Genomic DNA, 16490 nt, shown 5'->3' on the forward strand with positions numbered 1-16490 from the left:
GCCGTAGTGAGAGGTGCCCACGTGGAAGACCATGCCCGCCAGCCCCTTCCGGCGTCCGTGCTGGAGTTCCGGCTTCCGGATCTCGGGGAAGGGCTCACCGACGCCGAGCTGGTGTCCTGGGCGGTGGAAGTCGGCGACACGGTGGAGTTGAACCAGACCATCGCGGAGGTGGAGACCGCCAAAGCGGTGGTGTCGCTGCCGTGCCCGTTCGCGGGCCGGGTGGTCGAATTGCTGGCGCAGCCGGGCGACACGGTCGCGGTCGGCGCACCGCTCCTCCGCGTGGAGCCCGAGCGGAAAACGGCACCCGAAGACACCGCCACTGGGGAAGCGCGGCGCTCCTCGGTTCTGGTGGGCTACGGCCCCGAGGAGGAAGCGACATCTCGGCGGCGCAGGCCCGCAGGGCAACCGGAGCAACGGATTCCACAGCCGGTCGCGGCGGAAGATGCGGCAGATACCGCCGAGCCGGGCGCTCCCGTCCGGGAATCCGAACGATCGAGTTCGGCACTCGGCGCGAGCGATATCGCGGCAGATACCTCAGCCGAACTGGGCACCACTGACCAGGAGCCCGAACGGCAGGACTCAGCGCTCGGCACGACGAATGTCGCGGCAGACACCGCCGTCCAGGAGCCCGGACGACCGAGTTCAGTGCTCGGTGCAGCACGCGCGGCGGCCACCCCGGCCGCCCGAAAACTCGCACGCGAACTCGGTATAGATCTGTGGTTCGTCGCGGGGTCCGGTCCGGGCGGCGCGGTTACCGTCGACGACGTTCGCGGCGCGGTGCCCGTCTCCCAGCCGCGTCCGCTCGAACACGCCGGGGCACCAACGGCCGTCGCCGATTCCGGGGTGGTCCGCCCGCCCGCGCGTGAGGTCCGCACCCCGATCAGCGGCATCCGCAAGCGCACCGCCGCGGCGATGCAGAACAGCGCCCGTACCATCCCGCAGGCCAGCACCTTCGTCACGGTCGACTGCACCGCCTCGATGGAGCTGCTCGACCATCTGCGCAGCACGAAATCCTTTGCGGGGCTGACACCGACACCGCTGGCGCTGGTCGCCAAGTCGGCACTGGCCGCACTCGCCGACTTCCCCGGCATGAACGCCTTCTGGGACGAAGCCAACCAGGAGATCGTCACCAAGCACTATGTAAATCTCGGCATCGCGGTAGCCACCGACCGCGGCCTGCTCGTGCCGAACATCAAAGAGGCGCAGACCCTGAGTCTGCGCGATCTCACCCGCGAGATCGGCTGGCTGGTCGACACCGCGCGCTCCGGCGGCGCCACGCCCGCCGACCTGCGTGGCGGCACCTTCACCATTACCAACGTCGGCGTCTTCGGCGTGGACGCCGGGGTACCGCTGGTCAATCCGGGCGAAGCCGCGATCCTGTGCCTCGGCTCGATCCGCAAGCGGCCGTGGGTATTCCGCGACGAGCTCGCGGTCCGGTGGGTGACCACCCTCGGCGTGAGCTTCGACCACCGGATGATCGACGGACAACTGGCCGCCCGCTTCCTCGCCACCACCGCAAGCCTGCTGGAGGATCCGCTGACGCTCCTCAGCCGCGTCTGACGGCCGTAGTCCGGGGACCGTCAGTCCGTGACGAGCGCCGCCGCGGCAGCGCGAATGACGTCCGGGATCTCGACCGGCTTCCGCGTCTCCGCGTCCACGTAGACGTGCACGAAGGTGCCGGTCGCGACCAGTTCCAGGCCGCCGTCGGCCTCGCGGAAGATGGCCAGATCGTAGGTGATGCTGGAACGGCCGAGCCGCGCGACGCGCAAGCCGACCTGCAACCGATCCGGGAAGCTGATCGAACCGAGGTACTGGCAGGAGGTCTGCGCGACCACACCGAGCGCGGGCAGCGTGCGGATGTCGGTGCCGGTGGCGTGCATCAACCACGCGTTGACCGCGGTGTCGAAGTACGAGTAGTACGTCACGTTGTTCACGTGCCCGTAGTGGTCGTTGTCGGCCCACCGGGTGGGGACCGGCCAGAGCACCGGATACTGCTGCGTCACCCGGCCGACGATAGCTCAGCCGGAGTCCGGGCTGTATCTACGCGGCGCGTGCGGGGCCCTCCATGGCTACGCAAGCTCCCTCCTCCGGGCCTGACCGCTCACGCCGTGGCGGTGGTCGCGCGGGGAGACGCCGAAGTGGCGCTTGAACGCGGTGCTCAGCGCGAAGGCGCTGCCGTACCCGACCTGGCGGGCGATCGCCTCGACGGTGGCGTCGGATTCCTGGAGCAGGTCGGCGGCCAGCGCCAGCCGCCATTCGGTGAGGAACGCCATCGGCGGCTCGCCGACCAGGTCGGTGAACCGGCGGGCCAGCGCGGCCCGGGACACTCCGACCGCCTCGGCCAGGCCCGCGACCGTCCACCCGTGCGCCGGGTTGTGCTGGAGCAGGCGCAGTGCTTTGCCGACGAGCGGGTCACCATAGGCGTGGTACCAGGCGGGCGCGTCGTTGCGGGCGAACCACGCGCGCAGCGCGGCGATCAGCACCAGATCCAGCAGGCGATCCAGCACCGCGCTCTGCGCGGGCTGATCCTTGGTCGCCTCGTCGACCAGAATGTCGAGCACTCTGCTGTCGAAGTCGCCCCGCTGCAACACGATTACCGGTGGGAGCGCGCGCAGCAGGCGCTCGCTGGCCGCGCCCGCGGACTCGTAGGTCCCGGTGACCATCATGGTGGCCCCCACCGGGTCGGTGCCCCACTGCCGAACGCCGAGACTCAATGTCTCGCAGAGGATTTCGCCGTCCGGCGTCTTCGTCACCTGTCCCGGATGGATGACGATCTGCGGTTCGGTCGCCGGGTCGTCGGCCACCGTGTACGAATCGGGCCCGCGGAAGATCGCGACATCGCCCGCGCCCAGCTGCCGCGGCGCGCCCTGGCCGGTGACGATCCACGCGCCGCCGCGGATCATCGACAGCACCGTCAGCGGGGACTGGTCCTGAATCCGCAGCGACCACGGCGGGTCCAGCAGCGAACACATCACGAACGCGCCGCGAGCGCGAGGACCTTCGAGCAGACTGGCTAGCGCATCCACCCGTCAACTGTAGACGATCGAACATGACCATGAGCCGCTGAACGATGTTCCGTCTCAGCCCGGGCCGATGTACTAGGACCATGACAAACACCACCGCTCACCAGCGCCTCATCCTCGTCACCGGCGGCACCGGCAAGACCGGCAGCCGCGTCGTCTCCCGGCTCCGGGCGGCCGGGCATCCGGTGCGGGTCGGCTCCCGAACCGCTGACATTCCCTTCGACTGGGCCGACCGGGACACCTGGGCCGCGGCGCTGACCGGCGTGCACAGCGCCTACATCGCCTACCAACCGGACCTCGCGGTCCCCGGCGCTCCCGAGGTGATCCGCGCGTTCGCCGCGGCCGCCACACACGCCGGCGTGCGCAGGCTGGTGCTGCTGTCCGGCCGCGGCGAGCCGGAAGCCGTGCAGTGCGAGCAGATCGTGCAGGAATCCGGCCTGAACTGGACCATCGTGCGGTGCAGCTTCTTCGCGCAGAACTTCAGCGAAGGCGCGTTCACCGAGTACATCCTGGCCGGGCAGGTCGCGCTGCCGAACGGCCACGTTCCGGAGCCGTTCGTGCACGCCGACGACATCGCCGACGTCGCCGTCGCAGCGCTCACCTCGGACGGGCACGACGGCGAGATCTACGAACTGACCGGTCCACGGGCGATAACCTTCGCCGAAGCGGTCGCGGAGATCGCCGCGGCCACCGGCAGGCCGATCGCCTTCGTGCCGATCTCCCGCACGGATTTCGTCGCCGGGCTGACCGACTACGGGCTTCCCGCCGACTCGGTGAGCCTGCTGGACTACCTCTTCGGCACCGTGCTCGACGGCCGCAACGCCAAGCCTGCCGACGGGGTGCGCCGGGCGCTCGGACGGGAACCGAAGGATTTCGCGGACTACGTCATGGCGACGGCAATCACCGGAGTGTGGAATGTTCCGGAGCAATGAGGCGTTGACCTGAGCAGACAGGCTCGCCCGCGGACGTGACGCGCAGCGTCGAGCGCCATGCACCGGACGCACGACCAGGTCAATGACGCCCTGGACCGGTTCCGCGGGTGGGCTGGCCATACCGGATCGTCCGTCGGTACCGTCGAAGTGGTGTTGAGCCCGACGGTCGATCGTCCGATCCGCGTCGCGCGCGCCGCGGTGTTCACGGTATTCGCGTTGAACGGCTTCCTGCTCGCGATGTGGGTGGTGCACATCCCGGTCGTCACCGACCGCACCGGCGTCGCGAAATCCACGCTGGGGATGTTCATCCTGCTGATGGCCGGTGCGGGCATCGTGGGAATGCGGCTGGCGGGTCCGCTCGCCGACCGGTTGGGCAGCAGAACGCTGGTCGGCGCGGCCGCGTGCATCGCCTCGGTAGCCGTGCTCGGGCCCGGCCTCGCCACCGGACCCGTCACACTCGCCCTCGCGCTGGCCTGCTTCGGTTTCGGCAACGGCGCGCTGGACGTCTCGATGAATACCCAAGCGGTGCATGTGGAACGGGCCTACCGGCGTCCGATCATGGCCGCGTTCCACGCCTTGTTCTCCGGCGGCGGCCTGCTCGGTTCGCTGGTCGGCGCCGCCACCCTCCGAGCCGGCTGGGATGTGCGACTGACGCTGGCGTTGGCGGCACTGGGCTGCGTCGCGCTGACGCTCGCTTTGGTGCCGCGCCTGCTTCGCGACACCACATTCGACGCGGAGACAGAGCAGACGACCATTCACGGCGTCCGGACCGACCACGACACCCCCCTGCCCGAGCAAGACGGGAAACTCGGCAAACGCGACACGACCCCACTCGAGCGAGAGACAGCCCTGCTCGGCGTCGATCCCGAGCACGACACGGCACCGGTCCGGCCCGACGGCGCACCGATCGCGTACGACACCACACCGTCGCTCGGCAAGCCCGATCCGAACACCTCGGAACACACCGCGCGCACGACGGATACCGAAACCCGCGATCGCCGCCGAAAGGTGCTGGCACTGGCGGCGATCGCTTTCGCATTGCTGCTGGCCGAAGGCGTAGCAGCCGACTGGAGCACGTTGCAGATGCGCGAGCATCTCGGCGCCGACGAGGCGACCGCGGCGCTCGCGTTCGGCGCCTTCTCCACCACGATGACGGTCGGACGTTTCGGCACCGACCGAGTCAGCCACGCGTTCGGCCGGGTGGCGGTGGTTCGCTACGGTGCCCTGATCGCGGCCATCGGATTGGCCGTGATCATCATGTCGCCGTGGGTTCCGCTGACGCTGCTGGGCTGGGCGATGGCCGGACTCGGACTCTCCGGCGGTGTTCCGCAAATCTTCACCGCGGCAGGCAATCTCGGTTCGGACACCGCCGCCACCGACATGTCCCGAGTATTCAGCGTCGGTTATCTCGGGCTGCTCGCCGGTCCCACGGTGATCGGCTGGCTCACCGCGGTGGTATCGCTGACCACGGCCATGGTGGTGCCGCTGGTGGCCATGCTGCTCTGCTGCCGATACGCGAGCGTCGTGGCCACACCGCGAAAACCTTCGCGCTCCGAGCAGTAGGAGCCGCGACCCCGCGGCCTACTTGGGCGGCACCAGGCACAGCGTGATGGGTTCGGGCTTGGGGTAGACGATCGTGTCGTTCTCGGTCGCCTTCGATCCGCACGCGGATACGTCCGCGGTGCCGCGCACCACCCGGCCGATCTTGAAGTCCGCCGCCGCGCCACAGGCGACCTTGGTGCTGGCGCCGAGGAAGCCGCCGTCGATACAGTCGCCCTCCTTGACGTTCAGCCGCAGGCAGAGCGTGTATTCGTCGCCGCCGGTCTGGTAGTAGCTGGCGTAATCCTTGGTCGGGCACTCCGCGTTGGAGTCGTCGAGCCGTTGCGCCACCACGTAGTTGGCTTCCGAATCGGAGCAATCCTTGATGGCGAACTCGGCCTTGACGGTGGTGCCGGACAACTTCGCGCATTGGCCGATCTCGATCTTCTCGCCATCGGAGCGCAGCACGGTCCGGCCGCCGACGATCAGGAGACCGATCACCACCACCGCGCCGAGCACGGCAAGAATCTTTCCGATTCCGCCACCGCCGCCGCGATTCTGCTGCGGTGGCGGCCCCGGCGGAGGGAAACCGCCAGCGGGGTAGCCGGGCTGCTGCGGCGGCGGGAAGCCACCCTGTGGCGGATATCCAGCTTGCGGCTGACCGGGATATCCCGGCTGTGGATATCCCTGCGGCTGGCCCGGAAAGCCTTGTGGCGCCCCGGCCGGCGGCTGCTGCGGAAAGCCCGGCTGGCCGCCGGGCTGACCTGGATACGGATAGTTCGGTGGTGTGGTCATGGATCCCCTCCCCGGGTCTCGCGTGGTTCCGTCCGCACTGGGCGACGGGCGAACCCATGGAATCTAGCCGATGCGCACGGGCGCCGCCGCATGAGATACCGCGTGGTCCACTTCCATCGCGTTGAACCGCCGCAATAACTTCGGCTCCGCAAGGTCAGAGATACAGCCCCGGATGCACCGCGTCTCGTGCGACGGCATCGATCCGAACGTCACCGTCACGCAGCACAACCAACTCAGCGAGCGTCGCGCCGTCCGGGCCCGCGGTGGCGCCGCTCCCCTCCCTGACCAGCCAAGCCGCCGCCTCCGCCGCGGACAGCCGCCCGATCTCGATCCGCGCCAGGCACCGCCCCGGCCGGGTCACCGCCGGATGCAGCCGGGACAGATCCTCGTTGGTGGTGATGACGACCAGCACGTCACGACCTTGGCCGAGCATGCCGTCGGTCAGGTTGAGCAGCCGGGAAAGCCCTTGGCCCGCGGCCTCTTTCGCCTCACCGCGGATCAGCTCGTCACAGTCTTCCAGGACGAGCATGCGCCAGCGGCGCGCGCCGCCGTCACCATCGACGCCCGCGGCCACGTCCATCAAGTATCCCGGCTTGCCGAACATCACCTCGGGATCCAGCACGCAGTCGAACTGGCACCAGGAACCCCAGGCCCGAGCCAATGCGCGCAGCGCGGTGGTCTTCCCGGTGCCGGGAGGTCCGTGCAGCAGCACCAGTCGGCCGCGCACGTCGTCGGCGGTGAGCGTCATCAAATGATCCATCGCGGCGGCGACCTCCCCCGCGTAGTTGCCGCGGATCGCGGACCACTCGGGCGCGGAGATCGAACGAGCGCGCCGCTGCGGTCCGTGGCTGTGCAGATGCCAGAACCCCATTTCGACGGTCTCGCCCACCTCGGGTGGAGCGGCCGCGTCGCGGATCGCCTCGGCGAGCAGTTCGTCCGCGAGCGCGTCGGTGACGGCGGTGACCTCGACCAGCGCCGATCCACCCGACCAGCGCACCGACCGCAACGACCACCCGTCACCGACCACCAAGGTCGCGCCGCTGTCGTCGTCGCGCACCGTGCGCACCACACGACCCTGTGCCGGTCGCAGCGGCGCGTCGGGACGCACCCGCTCCAGATGCGCGGTGCGCGCGCACGGCTGGTCGCCGCGCAGGAATGGACCGAGCGCGAGGGCATCGATCGCGTCGCGGACCGAGTAAGTGGAATCGACCGTGACGGTCCACGGCAGACGCTCGGCGGGATCGACCGTGGGCTGCCCGGGACCGATCAACCGAAGAGGCTCATGACGTGCGGACACTCCGAGCATGATCCGGGGTGACCGTCCACGGTGTCCATCGAATTACGACAAACGCCCCCGCACCGAGGACTCGGTGCAGGGGCGTTCGCGTCGAAACCGCCGGCCTACAAGACCTTCAGTTCTTCGGTGACCGCGCTGACGGACTTCTTGGCGTCGCCGAACAGCATGGAGGTGTGGTCGGCGTAGAACAGCGGGTTGTCGATACCGGCGAAACCACTGTTCATGGAGCGCTTGAGCACGATCACCGACTTGGCTTGGTCGACGTTGAGCACGGGCATGCCGTAGATCGGGCTGGCGGCGTCCTCGCGGGCGGCCGGGTTGGTGACGTCGTTGGCGCCGATCACCAACGCGACGTCGGTGCGGTTGAATTCGCCGTTGATCTCGTCCATCTCCTTGAGCGCGTCATAGGAGACCTCGGCCTCGGCCAGCAGCACGTTCATGTGGCCGGGCATGCGACCGGCGACCGGGTGGATGGCGTACTTGACTTCCACACCCTTCTTCTCCAGCAACTCGGCCATCTCCTTGACCGCGTGCTGGGCCTGCGCGACGGCCATGCCGTAGCCCGGGACCACGATCACCTGGTTGGCGTACGCCATCTGGATCGCGGCATCCGCGGCGGAGGTGGCTTTGGCCTGCTTCTGCTCACCACCGGCGCCGCCGACTGCCGCACCGCCGCCACCGAATCCGCCCGCGACGATGGCCGGGATGGACCGGTTCATCGCCTTGGCCATCAGGTTGGTCAGGATGGTGCCGGACGCGCCGACGATCATGCCCGCGACGATCATCGCGGTGTTGTTCAACGCCAAACCCGCGGCCGCGGCCGACAATCCGGTCAGCGCGTTGAGCAGCGAAATGACGACGGGCATATCCGCGCCGCCGATCGGCAGCACGACCATCAGTCCGAGCACACCGGCCGCGAGCAGCAGCAGCACCATCCACCACCACGCCGCACCACCATCGGCGGCGCGCACGCCGATCACCACCGCGGCCGCGACGGCGACGACAAGTAGCAGCAGGTTCAACGGTTGCTGCAGCCTGCCGACGCCGATCGGTTTGCCGGGCAGGATCTCCTGCAACTTGCCGAAGGCGATCAGCGAGCCCCAGAACGACACCGAACCGATGATCGCGGCGAACAGCGAGCCGACGATGATGTGCACGGTCGGTTCCTCACCGTGCTTGAACGCCGAAAAGCCGGTGGTGTCGAGGAACTCCGCCCACGCGATCAACGCGACCGTGCCGCCACCGACGCCGTTGAACGCGGCCACCAGCTGCGGCATCGCGGTCATCTTGGTGTAGCGCGCGGGCGGCACGCCCAGCACGACACCCAGCACGAGCCCGGCGATGATCAGGATCCAGTTACCGGTCTCCCGAACGGCGATCAACGTCGCGACTACGGCGAGGCCCATGCCGACCGCGGCGATCCAGTTGCCGCGCACCGCGGTCTTCGGCCCGGTCAAACCCATCAGGCCGTAGATGAACAGCGAGAACGCGACGATGTAGAGGATATTGACGAGGTTGTCCATGACCTACTTGCCCGCCTTCGCAGAACTGTCAGCCGCCTGGGCCGCGACCGGCTTCTTGCCCTTGAACATGCCCAGCATGCGGTCGGTGACCACGAAACCACCGACCACGTTCAAGGTTCCGAAGACCAACGCGACGAACAGGATGATCTGGATGCCGATCGAAGGGTCTTCCATCCTGCCCAGCGTGACCAGGGCGCCGAGCACGACGATGCCGTGAATGGCGTTGGTTCCCGACATCAACGGCGTGTGCAAGGTGTTGGGCACCTTGGAGATCACGGCGAAGCCGACGAACCCGGACAGCACCAGGATCGCGATATTCGCCAACAATTCGGTGTACATCAGCTCTCCACCTTCGCCTCGGTCACGTCCTTCGCCTCGGTCGACTCCGCAGCCTCGGTCGACTCCGCCGACTCCGCCACCTCAGCGGAGTCCACCGCCTCGGTCGACTCCGCCGCCGCACTCGGCTCCGCCCCCTCGGGCGCGTCGGCCGATTCGGTCGCATCGCGGGTGACGCAGGAATCGGCGAGCACCTGATCGCTGAAGTCCGGCGCGAGCTTGCCGTCGGCCAGCATCAGTTCCAGCAGCGCCGCGATGTTCTTCGAGTACAGCTCGCTGGCGTGCTCGGGCATGGTCGCGGGCAGGTTCAACGGCGAGGCGATGGTCACCTCATGCTTGACCACGGTCTCGCCCGGCTCGGTCAGCTCACAGTTGCCGCCGGTCTCTCCAGCCAGGTCCACGATCACGCTGCCTGGCTTCATGCCCTGCACCGCCGCGGCTGTCACCAACCGCGGCGCGGGACGGCCGGGCACCAACGCGGTCGTGATCACCACGTCGAAACCCTTGATCGCGTCCTCGAGCGCCTGCTGCTGAGTGGCCTTCTCCTCCTCGGTCAGCTCGCGCGCGTACCCGCCCTCCCCCGCGGCATCGATGCCCAGATCCAGCCACTGCGCACCGACCGAACGCACCTGATCGGCCACCTCCGGGCGCACGTCGTATCCGGTGGTGCGTCCACCGAGACGCTTGGCGGTAGCCAGCGCCTGCAACCCGGCCACGCCCACACCCAGCACCAGCACCGTCGCGGGCTTCACCGTGCCCGCCGCCGTGGTCAGCATCGGGAAGAACCGCGTCGACTCCGACGCCGCCAGCAGCACCGCCTTATAACCGGCCACGTTCGCCTGCGACGACAACGCGTCCATCACCTGCGCGCGCGAAATCCGCGGGATCGCCTCCACCGCGAACGCTTGCACCCCCGCCGCTTTCAGCGCACCGATCTGATTCTCCGCGTTCCGCGGCGCCAGGAATCCGATCAACGTCTGCCCCGACGACAGCTTGCCCACCTCGTCGTCACTCGGCGGGGCCACCTTCACGACGACATCCGCCGACCACGGATCCCCGATCGAGGCACCCGCCTCCACATAGGCGCTATCGGGAATCAGCGCACCGAGCCCGGCACCGGACTCGACGACAACTTCCACACCTTGCTTGGTCAGGCTCGGAACGATTTTCGGCACCAATGCGACACGGCGTTCTCCCGCGGCGGATTCGCGGACGACTCCGACACGCGCGCCACGCGGCGATGGATCGCCTACGCTCTGCGTTGTCTCCACTTGTCAGACTTCCTTCTCGTACTGAGCTTCAGGCAACGGGTAGACGACCGGACGATGTTACTGTCGAGTAAGTTCGCCCAAATCTTCGCAACTGTACCTGGCTCGCGGTGAGCGTAGCTGAGATGCCCGTCACACACGCCGGACGGATCGCGCCGCTACGCCGGATTCCCCGGTCGTCGCGGAGCACGCCGCCGACTGCCGAACCGCGGTCTACTCGTTTTTCCTCTCGCTGTGTGATCGTGGTCGCCCCAGGTGAACGCGGCAAGACCGTACGGAAAAGTCCCTTACTTACCCCTAGGTTCGACAACTGGTCAGGGCCTCGGCGTGTCGCTGGATAGTGACGTGCGTCATGTTCGATCGGCACAGAGGGGGTGTTCCGGTGCGCTCGTACGCCGTATGGTCCAGCGTGTGAACGACTGCGTCTTCTGCCGCATCGTGGCAGGCGAGGCTCCAGCGGCCAAGGTGTACGAGGACGACACGCTCTGCGCGTTCCTCGACATCCGACCGGTCGCCCGCGGGCACACGCTGGTGATCCCGAAGCGGCACGCGGCCGAGTTGGAGGACCTCGACGCCGAACTCGGCGCGCAGATCTTCCGGGCCGGACATCGGCTCGCGCTGGCCATCCGCCGCAGCAGCCTCGCCGCGGACGGCGCCAATCTGGTTCTCAACGACGGCATCGCCGCATTTCAGACGGTCCCGCATGTCCACCTGCACGTGATCCCCCGTCGGCACGGCGACACGCTCCGGTTCGCCAAAGGTTTTCTGCTGCGGCGCCCGCACGACCCGGTCGCTACCGCCGCCGCCATCCGGGATGGCATCGCGGCACTGGACAACGAGGGCGAAGGCCCGGAAAAGGAAGTCGACGGATGACCGAGACGCTGGACCGCACCGCGCAGATCAGCCTGCTGTCGCAGCAGTGGGACGCGATCGAAGCGCTGGTCGCCCCGCTGGGCGAGGACGGCTGGCGCACGCCATCGTCGCTGCCCGGCTGGACCGTGTTCGACATCGTCGCCCACGTCATCGGCACCGAGTCCTGGCTGCTCGGCGACCGTCCGCCCGCGCACGACCCGAACAGGGTCAAGACCGATGTGCGCACGCTTCCCTACGTGCGCAACGAGACCGCGGTGCTCAACGAGATCTGGGTGGACCGGCTGCGCCCGCTGTCCGGCGCCCGGCTGCTCGAGCTCTACCGCGACGTCATCGACCGCAGGCGAGCGGCACTCGCGGCGGTGGGCGACGCCGAGTGGGCGAAGGAAACCGTGTCGCCGATCGGTCAGATCAGCTACGGCCGGTTCATGCGGGTGCGGTTGTTCGACTGCTGGACGCACGAGCTCGACATCGCCGACGCGCTCGGCGTGCGGGTCGAGGAGGGCGGGCCGCGCGGCGAACTGGCGTTCGCCGAGTTCGCGCTCGGCATTCCGCGCGTGGTGGCCAAGAAGGGCGAGGCGCCCGACGGCGCGCGGATCGCCTTCACGCTGACCGGTCCGCTGGCCAGGACGCTGCGTATCCAGGTGGCGGGCCGGGCGAACTACGTGGACGCGTTCGACCAACCCGCCACGGTCGAGATCGGCATGGACTCGGGGCTTTTCGTGCGGTTGGGCTGCGGCCGGACGAAGGCCGAGGAGCACCTCGACGAGATCAGCATCGACGGCGACGCCGAACTCGGGCAACGCCTGGTTCGCCACTTGGCCTTCACCCTCTGACCCCCGTGCGCCTCTTCCTGTCCAGCTACCGTTTCGGGGCGCACCACGACCGGCTGGTCGCGCTCGCCGGGCCGCCGGGCCGGGTCGCGGTGATCGGAAACGCTTGCGACGCATGGCCCGCCATGCGAGCGTCGGCTATCACCAGCGACTTGGTGCCGTTGCGCAAACTCGGATATGCCCCGGAGGAGATCGATCTGCGCGAATTCGTGGACCGCACCCCGGAACTCGAACGCCGTCTTGCCGAGTTTCCGCTCGTGTGGGTGCGAGGGGGCAACACGTTCGTTCTGCGCGCCCAATTCGCCCGCAGCGGAGCAGATCGCGCGCTCACCCGGCTGCTCGCCGACGACGCACTGGCGTACGCGGGCTACAGCGCGGGCGCGTGTGTGCTCACACCGGACCTGCACGGAATAGAGACACTCGACGACCCGGCCGAGGTCGCACCCGCCTGCGGCATCGAACCACAATGGGACGGACTCGGTTTGGTCGATCGCGCCATCGTCCCGCACATCGATTCCGCCACCGACCCCGACGGCGCGTGCAACCAGCTCGCCGCGCGATACCGTGCCGAAGCCATCGCACACTGGGCGCTCACCGACGACGACGCGATCGTCATCGATGGATCGCATACCGAGGAGCTGATCAGCTCGTCTGGCCGATGACCAGCCCGGCCAGTGGCACATGGCCGCGGCGAAACGCGAGAAGGTCACACGGTGGTGTGCCACTCGTCAGTGGGACTGGCGGTCGGGGGCGAGGCGTGGTTCGGGCTCGGCGGCGCGGCGACGGAAGACGAGCCAGCGCATGGCGCTGTACATGTAGACGGCCTCGCAGGCGCCCGCCAGTAGGCGGGACAGGTGGTATTCCACGCCCAGCGCGGTCAGTCCGCTGCCGACGCCGAGGATGAACGCCAGGTAGTTGATGACGACCACCACGACGTACACGGCGGCCTGCCTGCCGACCGGCGCGTGCGAATGGAAGTTGAAGGTGCGGTTGAGCACGAAGCTGAGGCCGAACGCGCACACATACGCCACGGTCACCGACAGCCAGACCGGCAGACCGAACCAGCCGTGGAGGAGAGTGAGCAATACCAGGTCGACGCCGAAGGTGAAGCTGTTGATCAGCGCGAAGCCCAGGAAGGTCGGCGGGACGAGACGATCCAGCCCGAAAGGCAACCTGGCCACGACGGCCTCGCACCAGCGGGTGAATCGATCAGCGATCGTGTCGGCGGTCTCGGACAGCTCGTGCACGCGGCAAGCCTGCCAGCGGCAGGTGTCCGACAGGTGAGCAGCCGGAGACCGGGCGGTAGCTCGGCTGACCCGCGTCCGGGGTCCGCCCGCCGAACGGTCGAGCCAATGCGGGAAGCCGTCGTCGGCGCTGCGAGCCTGCACCTCCGGAAACGTGCGGGCAGATCCGGCGTGCAGCGCGTCCAGGACGATACCGCCGTCGCTCCACGCCGATCAGCCGCCCGATCAGCGAATATCCGGCACGGGGAGCTAGCGTGAAGATGTGGACCTGGAAGACCTGATCGCCTGTCTCCCCGAAGGCGCGGTGCTCACCGACGCCGATCTGCTCGCGAGCTACCGGCAGGACTGGGCGCGTGATCCGGACGCCGGCACCGCCCTGGCCGTGGTACGCGCCACCAGCACCGATGACGTGGCCGCGACGCTGCGGTGGGCCAGCGCCCACCGCGTGCCGGTGACCCCGCGGGGCGCCGGGTCCGGCCTGTCCGGCGGCGCGACGGCCGTCGACGGCGGGATCGTGTTGAGCACCGAGCGGATGCGCGCGATCACGGTCGATCCGGTCACGCGGACCGCGGTCGTGCAGCCGGGCTTGCTCAACGCGGAGGTCAAGCGCGCGGTCGCCGACCACGGCTTGTGGTACCCGCCCGATCCGTCGTCGTTCGAGATCTGCTCGATCGGCGGCAACGCCGCGACCAATGCGGGCGGCCTGTGCTGCGTGAAGTACGGCGTGACCACCGACTATGTGCTCGGCATGGAGGTCGTGCTCGCCGACGGCACCGTCGTGCGGCTCGGCGGCCCGCGACTGAAGGACTCGGCGGGGTTGTCGCTGACCAAGCTGTTCGTCGGCAGCGAGGGCACGCTCGGGGTGATCACCGAGCTGACCTTGCGGCTGCTGCCCGCGCAGCCGCCACAGAGCACGGTTGTCGCGAGCTTCGGCACGCTCACCGCCGCCATCGAGGCGATCTTGACGATCACCGGCGAACTCCGGCCGTCGATGCTCGAGTTCATGGACTCGGTGTCGATCAACGCCGTGGAGGACGAGTTGCGGATGGGCTTGGACCGCACCGCTGCCGCGCTGTTGGTCGCGCGCTCCGACGCACCCGGCGAATTCGCCCGGCGCGAGGCCCAGATCATGGCGACCGCATGCGAGAAGGCAGGCGCTACCGAGGTTTTCCACACCGACGACCCTGCCGAGGGCGAAGCCTTCGCCGCCGCACGGCGTTTCGCGATTCCCGCCGTGGAGAAACTCGGCCCCCTGCTGCTGGAGGATGTCGGCGTCCCGCTGCCCCGGCTCGGCGACCTGGTGACCGGCATCGCCGAGATAGCCGAGCGCAACGCGGTGACGGTGTCGGTGATCGCGCATGCGGGAGACGGCAACACCCACCCGCTGATCGTGCACGATCCGTCCGACGCGGACCACACCGCACGAGCGCACCGCGCCTTCGGCGAGATCATGGAACTGGCCATCTCCCTCGGCGGCACCATCACCGGCGAACACGGCGTCGGCCGGTTGAAGAAGGCCTGGCTGCCCGATCAGCTCGGCCCCGATGTCATGGCCCTGACCCGGCGCATCAAGGACGCACTCGACCCGAACGGCATCCTCAACCCGGGCGCGATCCTGTAACCGCCTCGCCGGAACATTCCCCACCGCCAAGGAGTTCTACCCCATCATGACGACCAGGCTCGAACACAACGTCGCCGACACCCGTTTCGAGATCTACATCGATGACACCCTCGCCGGCTACGCCGACTACGCCGAAAACGCGGACACCAAGGTCCGCGACTTCCACCACACCCTGACCTTCCCCGAATTCCGCGGCCACGGCATCGCCGCCCAGGTCGTCGAGTACGCCCTCGACGACTCCCGCAAAGCGGGCTACTCGGTCATCCCGACCTGCTGGTACGTCGAGAAGTACATCACCGAACACCGCGAATACGCCGACCTCGTCGGATAGTGCCCGTTGCCGAGCGGAGTGAAATGGCGGCTCAGCCAGGCTAGGGCCAGCCACCTTTCGACTACGCTCGGTGCCACCGTCCGCACCCGTCATCTGGTCTAACGGTGAGAGCGGCCGTGATGACACCGGACAGCAGGGGCAGGCGTCGATCGCGCTCAGGAGGGTTACAACTTACCTACAGCCATATCTCGGCAGTGGTACTGCCGACTGTCGGCGTGCTCGTACAGCGGCTAGCCTTGCCGGACAGCCTGACCGGAATGGCTAGCCGCGGCGTGGAATCGCGAACACGACCAGACCCATGACAACCATGACACCTGCGAGCGCGAGGTTCAGGTCTGCCAGAGTCGCAAGAGGCCAAAGCCCACCCGAGACGTAGAAGGAAGCCGCCCACGCGACTCCCATCACGACGAGGGCAGCCGGAACGACCCAATGGTTCCCGAGCGGTTGTCGAGGTGGAACCGCATCGGACGATTCCGGTGGATCCTGGTTCGCAGGCTCCCGCGGTTGTGCGAGCCGAAGCTGACGCACCGCCGCCCATGCGGCAACAACGCCCGCGATCGTAGCGATAAGGGTGAGTACCAGTCCGGCTGCCTCATGTGGCTTCACGCGACTGTAATCGCGCGGCCACCGACTTCTGTTGCAGCGTTGGGTGTTACCCACCTGGGCGAGCGAAGACACATGCGTTCGATCGATGGCCGAAGCGGAACCACAGCCAGTCGACCGGGCAGAGTCCGGCCGATTCGTGTTCGGCTGCGGAAGGTAAGTCGGGTACGGCTGCCCAAGCTCCCACACTTCTCGGTTATCGCAGAGGCGACCATGCATGTCCTGGAGCGACATTGGAGGTGCAAGCGTGCTGCCGACGCGCCGCGTACGACGCT

General features: G+C 68.3%; 16 protein-coding genes. 8 read left to right on the forward strand and 8 right to left on the reverse strand.

Going from position 1 to position 16490, the window contains the following annotated elements; genetic code table 11:
• Positions 1-21 precede the first annotated feature (21 nt).
• A complete protein-coding gene (locus ACWPXK_RS00360; RefSeq protein ID WP_454194016.1) occupies positions 22-1560 on the forward strand; it encodes a dihydrolipoamide acetyltransferase family protein in 1539 nt (512 codons plus the stop codon).
• 20 nt (positions 1561-1580) lie between these two features.
• On the opposite strand, the gene ACWPXK_RS00365 is transcribed toward ACWPXK_RS00360, so the two are convergent.
• Positions 1581-2003: an acyl-CoA thioesterase gene (locus tag ACWPXK_RS00365; RefSeq protein ID WP_454194017.1), complete on the reverse strand. Its 423-nt coding sequence runs from the start codon at positions 2001-2003 to the stop codon at positions 1581-1583.
• A 66-nt stretch (positions 2004-2069) separates the two neighbouring features.
• Positions 2070-3026, reverse strand: coding sequence for an AraC family transcriptional regulator (locus ACWPXK_RS00370; protein ID WP_454194018.1), 957 nt, complete (start codon positions 3024-3026; stop codon positions 2070-2072).
• 80 nt (positions 3027-3106) lie between these two features.
• Here ACWPXK_RS00370 and ACWPXK_RS00375 point away from each other — a divergent pair, with 80 nt between their 5' ends.
• On the forward strand, positions 3107-3955 hold the full coding sequence (locus ACWPXK_RS00375) for an SDR family oxidoreductase (RefSeq protein WP_454194019.1): 849 nt from the start codon (positions 3107-3109) through the stop codon (positions 3953-3955).
• A gap of 57 nt (positions 3956-4012) precedes the next feature.
• Positions 4013-5518 carry an MFS transporter gene (locus ACWPXK_RS00380; protein ID WP_454194020.1) on the forward strand — a complete coding sequence of 502 codons (1506 nt, stop codon included), beginning with the start codon at positions 4013-4015 and terminating at the stop codon, positions 5516-5518.
• An 18-nt stretch (positions 5519-5536) separates the two neighbouring features.
• Here ACWPXK_RS00380 and ACWPXK_RS00385 read toward each other — a convergent pair whose 3' ends face one another.
• The 5 genes from ACWPXK_RS00385 to ACWPXK_RS00405 form a co-directional block, all read right to left on the reverse strand.
• Complete coding sequence (locus tag ACWPXK_RS00385) at positions 5537-6013, reverse strand: LppU/SCO3897 family protein (protein WP_454194021.1); 477 nt, start codon at positions 6011-6013, stop codon at positions 5537-5539.
• A 430-nt stretch (positions 6014-6443) separates the two neighbouring features.
• Positions 6444-7595, reverse strand: coding sequence for a DUF5925 domain-containing protein (locus ACWPXK_RS00390; protein ID WP_454194022.1), 1152 nt, complete (start codon positions 7593-7595; stop codon positions 6444-6446).
• A 95-nt stretch (positions 7596-7690) separates the two neighbouring features.
• The gene (locus ACWPXK_RS00395; RefSeq protein WP_454194023.1) at positions 7691-9109 is read right to left on the reverse strand and encodes an NAD(P)(+) transhydrogenase (Re/Si-specific) subunit beta; all 1419 of its coding nucleotides are present in this window, start codon (positions 9107-9109) and stop codon (positions 7691-7693) included.
• Positions 9110-9112: 3 nt separating this feature from the next.
• Positions 9113-9448, reverse strand: a complete 336-nt coding sequence (locus ACWPXK_RS00400) for an NAD(P) transhydrogenase subunit alpha (protein ID WP_454194024.1) — start codon at positions 9446-9448, stop codon at positions 9113-9115.
• Entirely contained in the window at positions 9448-10716 is a 1269-nt protein-coding gene (locus ACWPXK_RS00405; protein ID WP_454194025.1) for a Re/Si-specific NAD(P)(+) transhydrogenase subunit alpha, read from the reverse strand. Before ACWPXK_RS00405 ends, ACWPXK_RS00400 begins: the two co-directional genes overlap by 1 nt.
• Positions 10717-11124: 408 nt before the next feature.
• On the opposite strand from ACWPXK_RS00405, the gene ACWPXK_RS00410 reads away from it, so the two are divergent.
• Genes ACWPXK_RS00410 through ACWPXK_RS00420 form a run of 3 tightly spaced genes read left to right on the forward strand, consistent with a single transcriptional unit; the run spans position 11125 to position 13078 of the window.
• On the forward strand, positions 11125-11586 hold the full coding sequence (locus ACWPXK_RS00410; RefSeq protein ID WP_454194026.1) for an HIT family protein: 462 nt from the start codon (positions 11125-11127) through the stop codon (positions 11584-11586).
• Complete coding sequence (locus ACWPXK_RS00415; RefSeq protein ID WP_454194027.1) at positions 11583-12419, forward strand: maleylpyruvate isomerase family mycothiol-dependent enzyme; 837 nt, start codon at positions 11583-11585, stop codon at positions 12417-12419. Before ACWPXK_RS00410 ends, ACWPXK_RS00415 begins: the two co-directional genes overlap by 4 nt.
• A gap of 5 nt (positions 12420-12424) precedes the next feature.
• Positions 12425-13078 carry a Type 1 glutamine amidotransferase-like domain-containing protein gene (locus ACWPXK_RS00420; RefSeq protein ID WP_454194028.1) on the forward strand — a complete coding sequence of 218 codons (654 nt, stop codon included), beginning with the start codon at positions 12425-12427 and terminating at the stop codon, positions 13076-13078.
• 66 nt (positions 13079-13144) lie between these two features.
• Here the strand turns inward: ACWPXK_RS00420 and ACWPXK_RS00425 are convergent, their stop codons facing one another.
• Positions 13145-13663, reverse strand: coding sequence for a GtrA family protein (locus tag ACWPXK_RS00425; protein ID WP_454194029.1), 519 nt, complete (start codon positions 13661-13663; stop codon positions 13145-13147).
• A gap of 259 nt (positions 13664-13922) precedes the next feature.
• Between ACWPXK_RS00425 and ACWPXK_RS00430 the strand changes: the two genes are divergently transcribed.
• Positions 13923-15281, forward strand: a complete 1359-nt coding sequence (locus tag ACWPXK_RS00430) for an FAD-binding oxidoreductase (protein WP_454194030.1) — start codon at positions 13923-13925, stop codon at positions 15279-15281.
• A gap of 46 nt (positions 15282-15327) precedes the next feature.
• A complete protein-coding gene (locus tag ACWPXK_RS00435) occupies positions 15328-15612 on the forward strand; it encodes a GNAT family N-acetyltransferase (RefSeq protein WP_454194031.1) in 285 nt (94 codons plus the stop codon).
• The last annotated feature ends 878 nt before the right edge of the window (positions 15613-16490 follow it).

It is taken from the genome of Nocardia sp. Marseille-Q1738 (assembly GCF_965283145.1).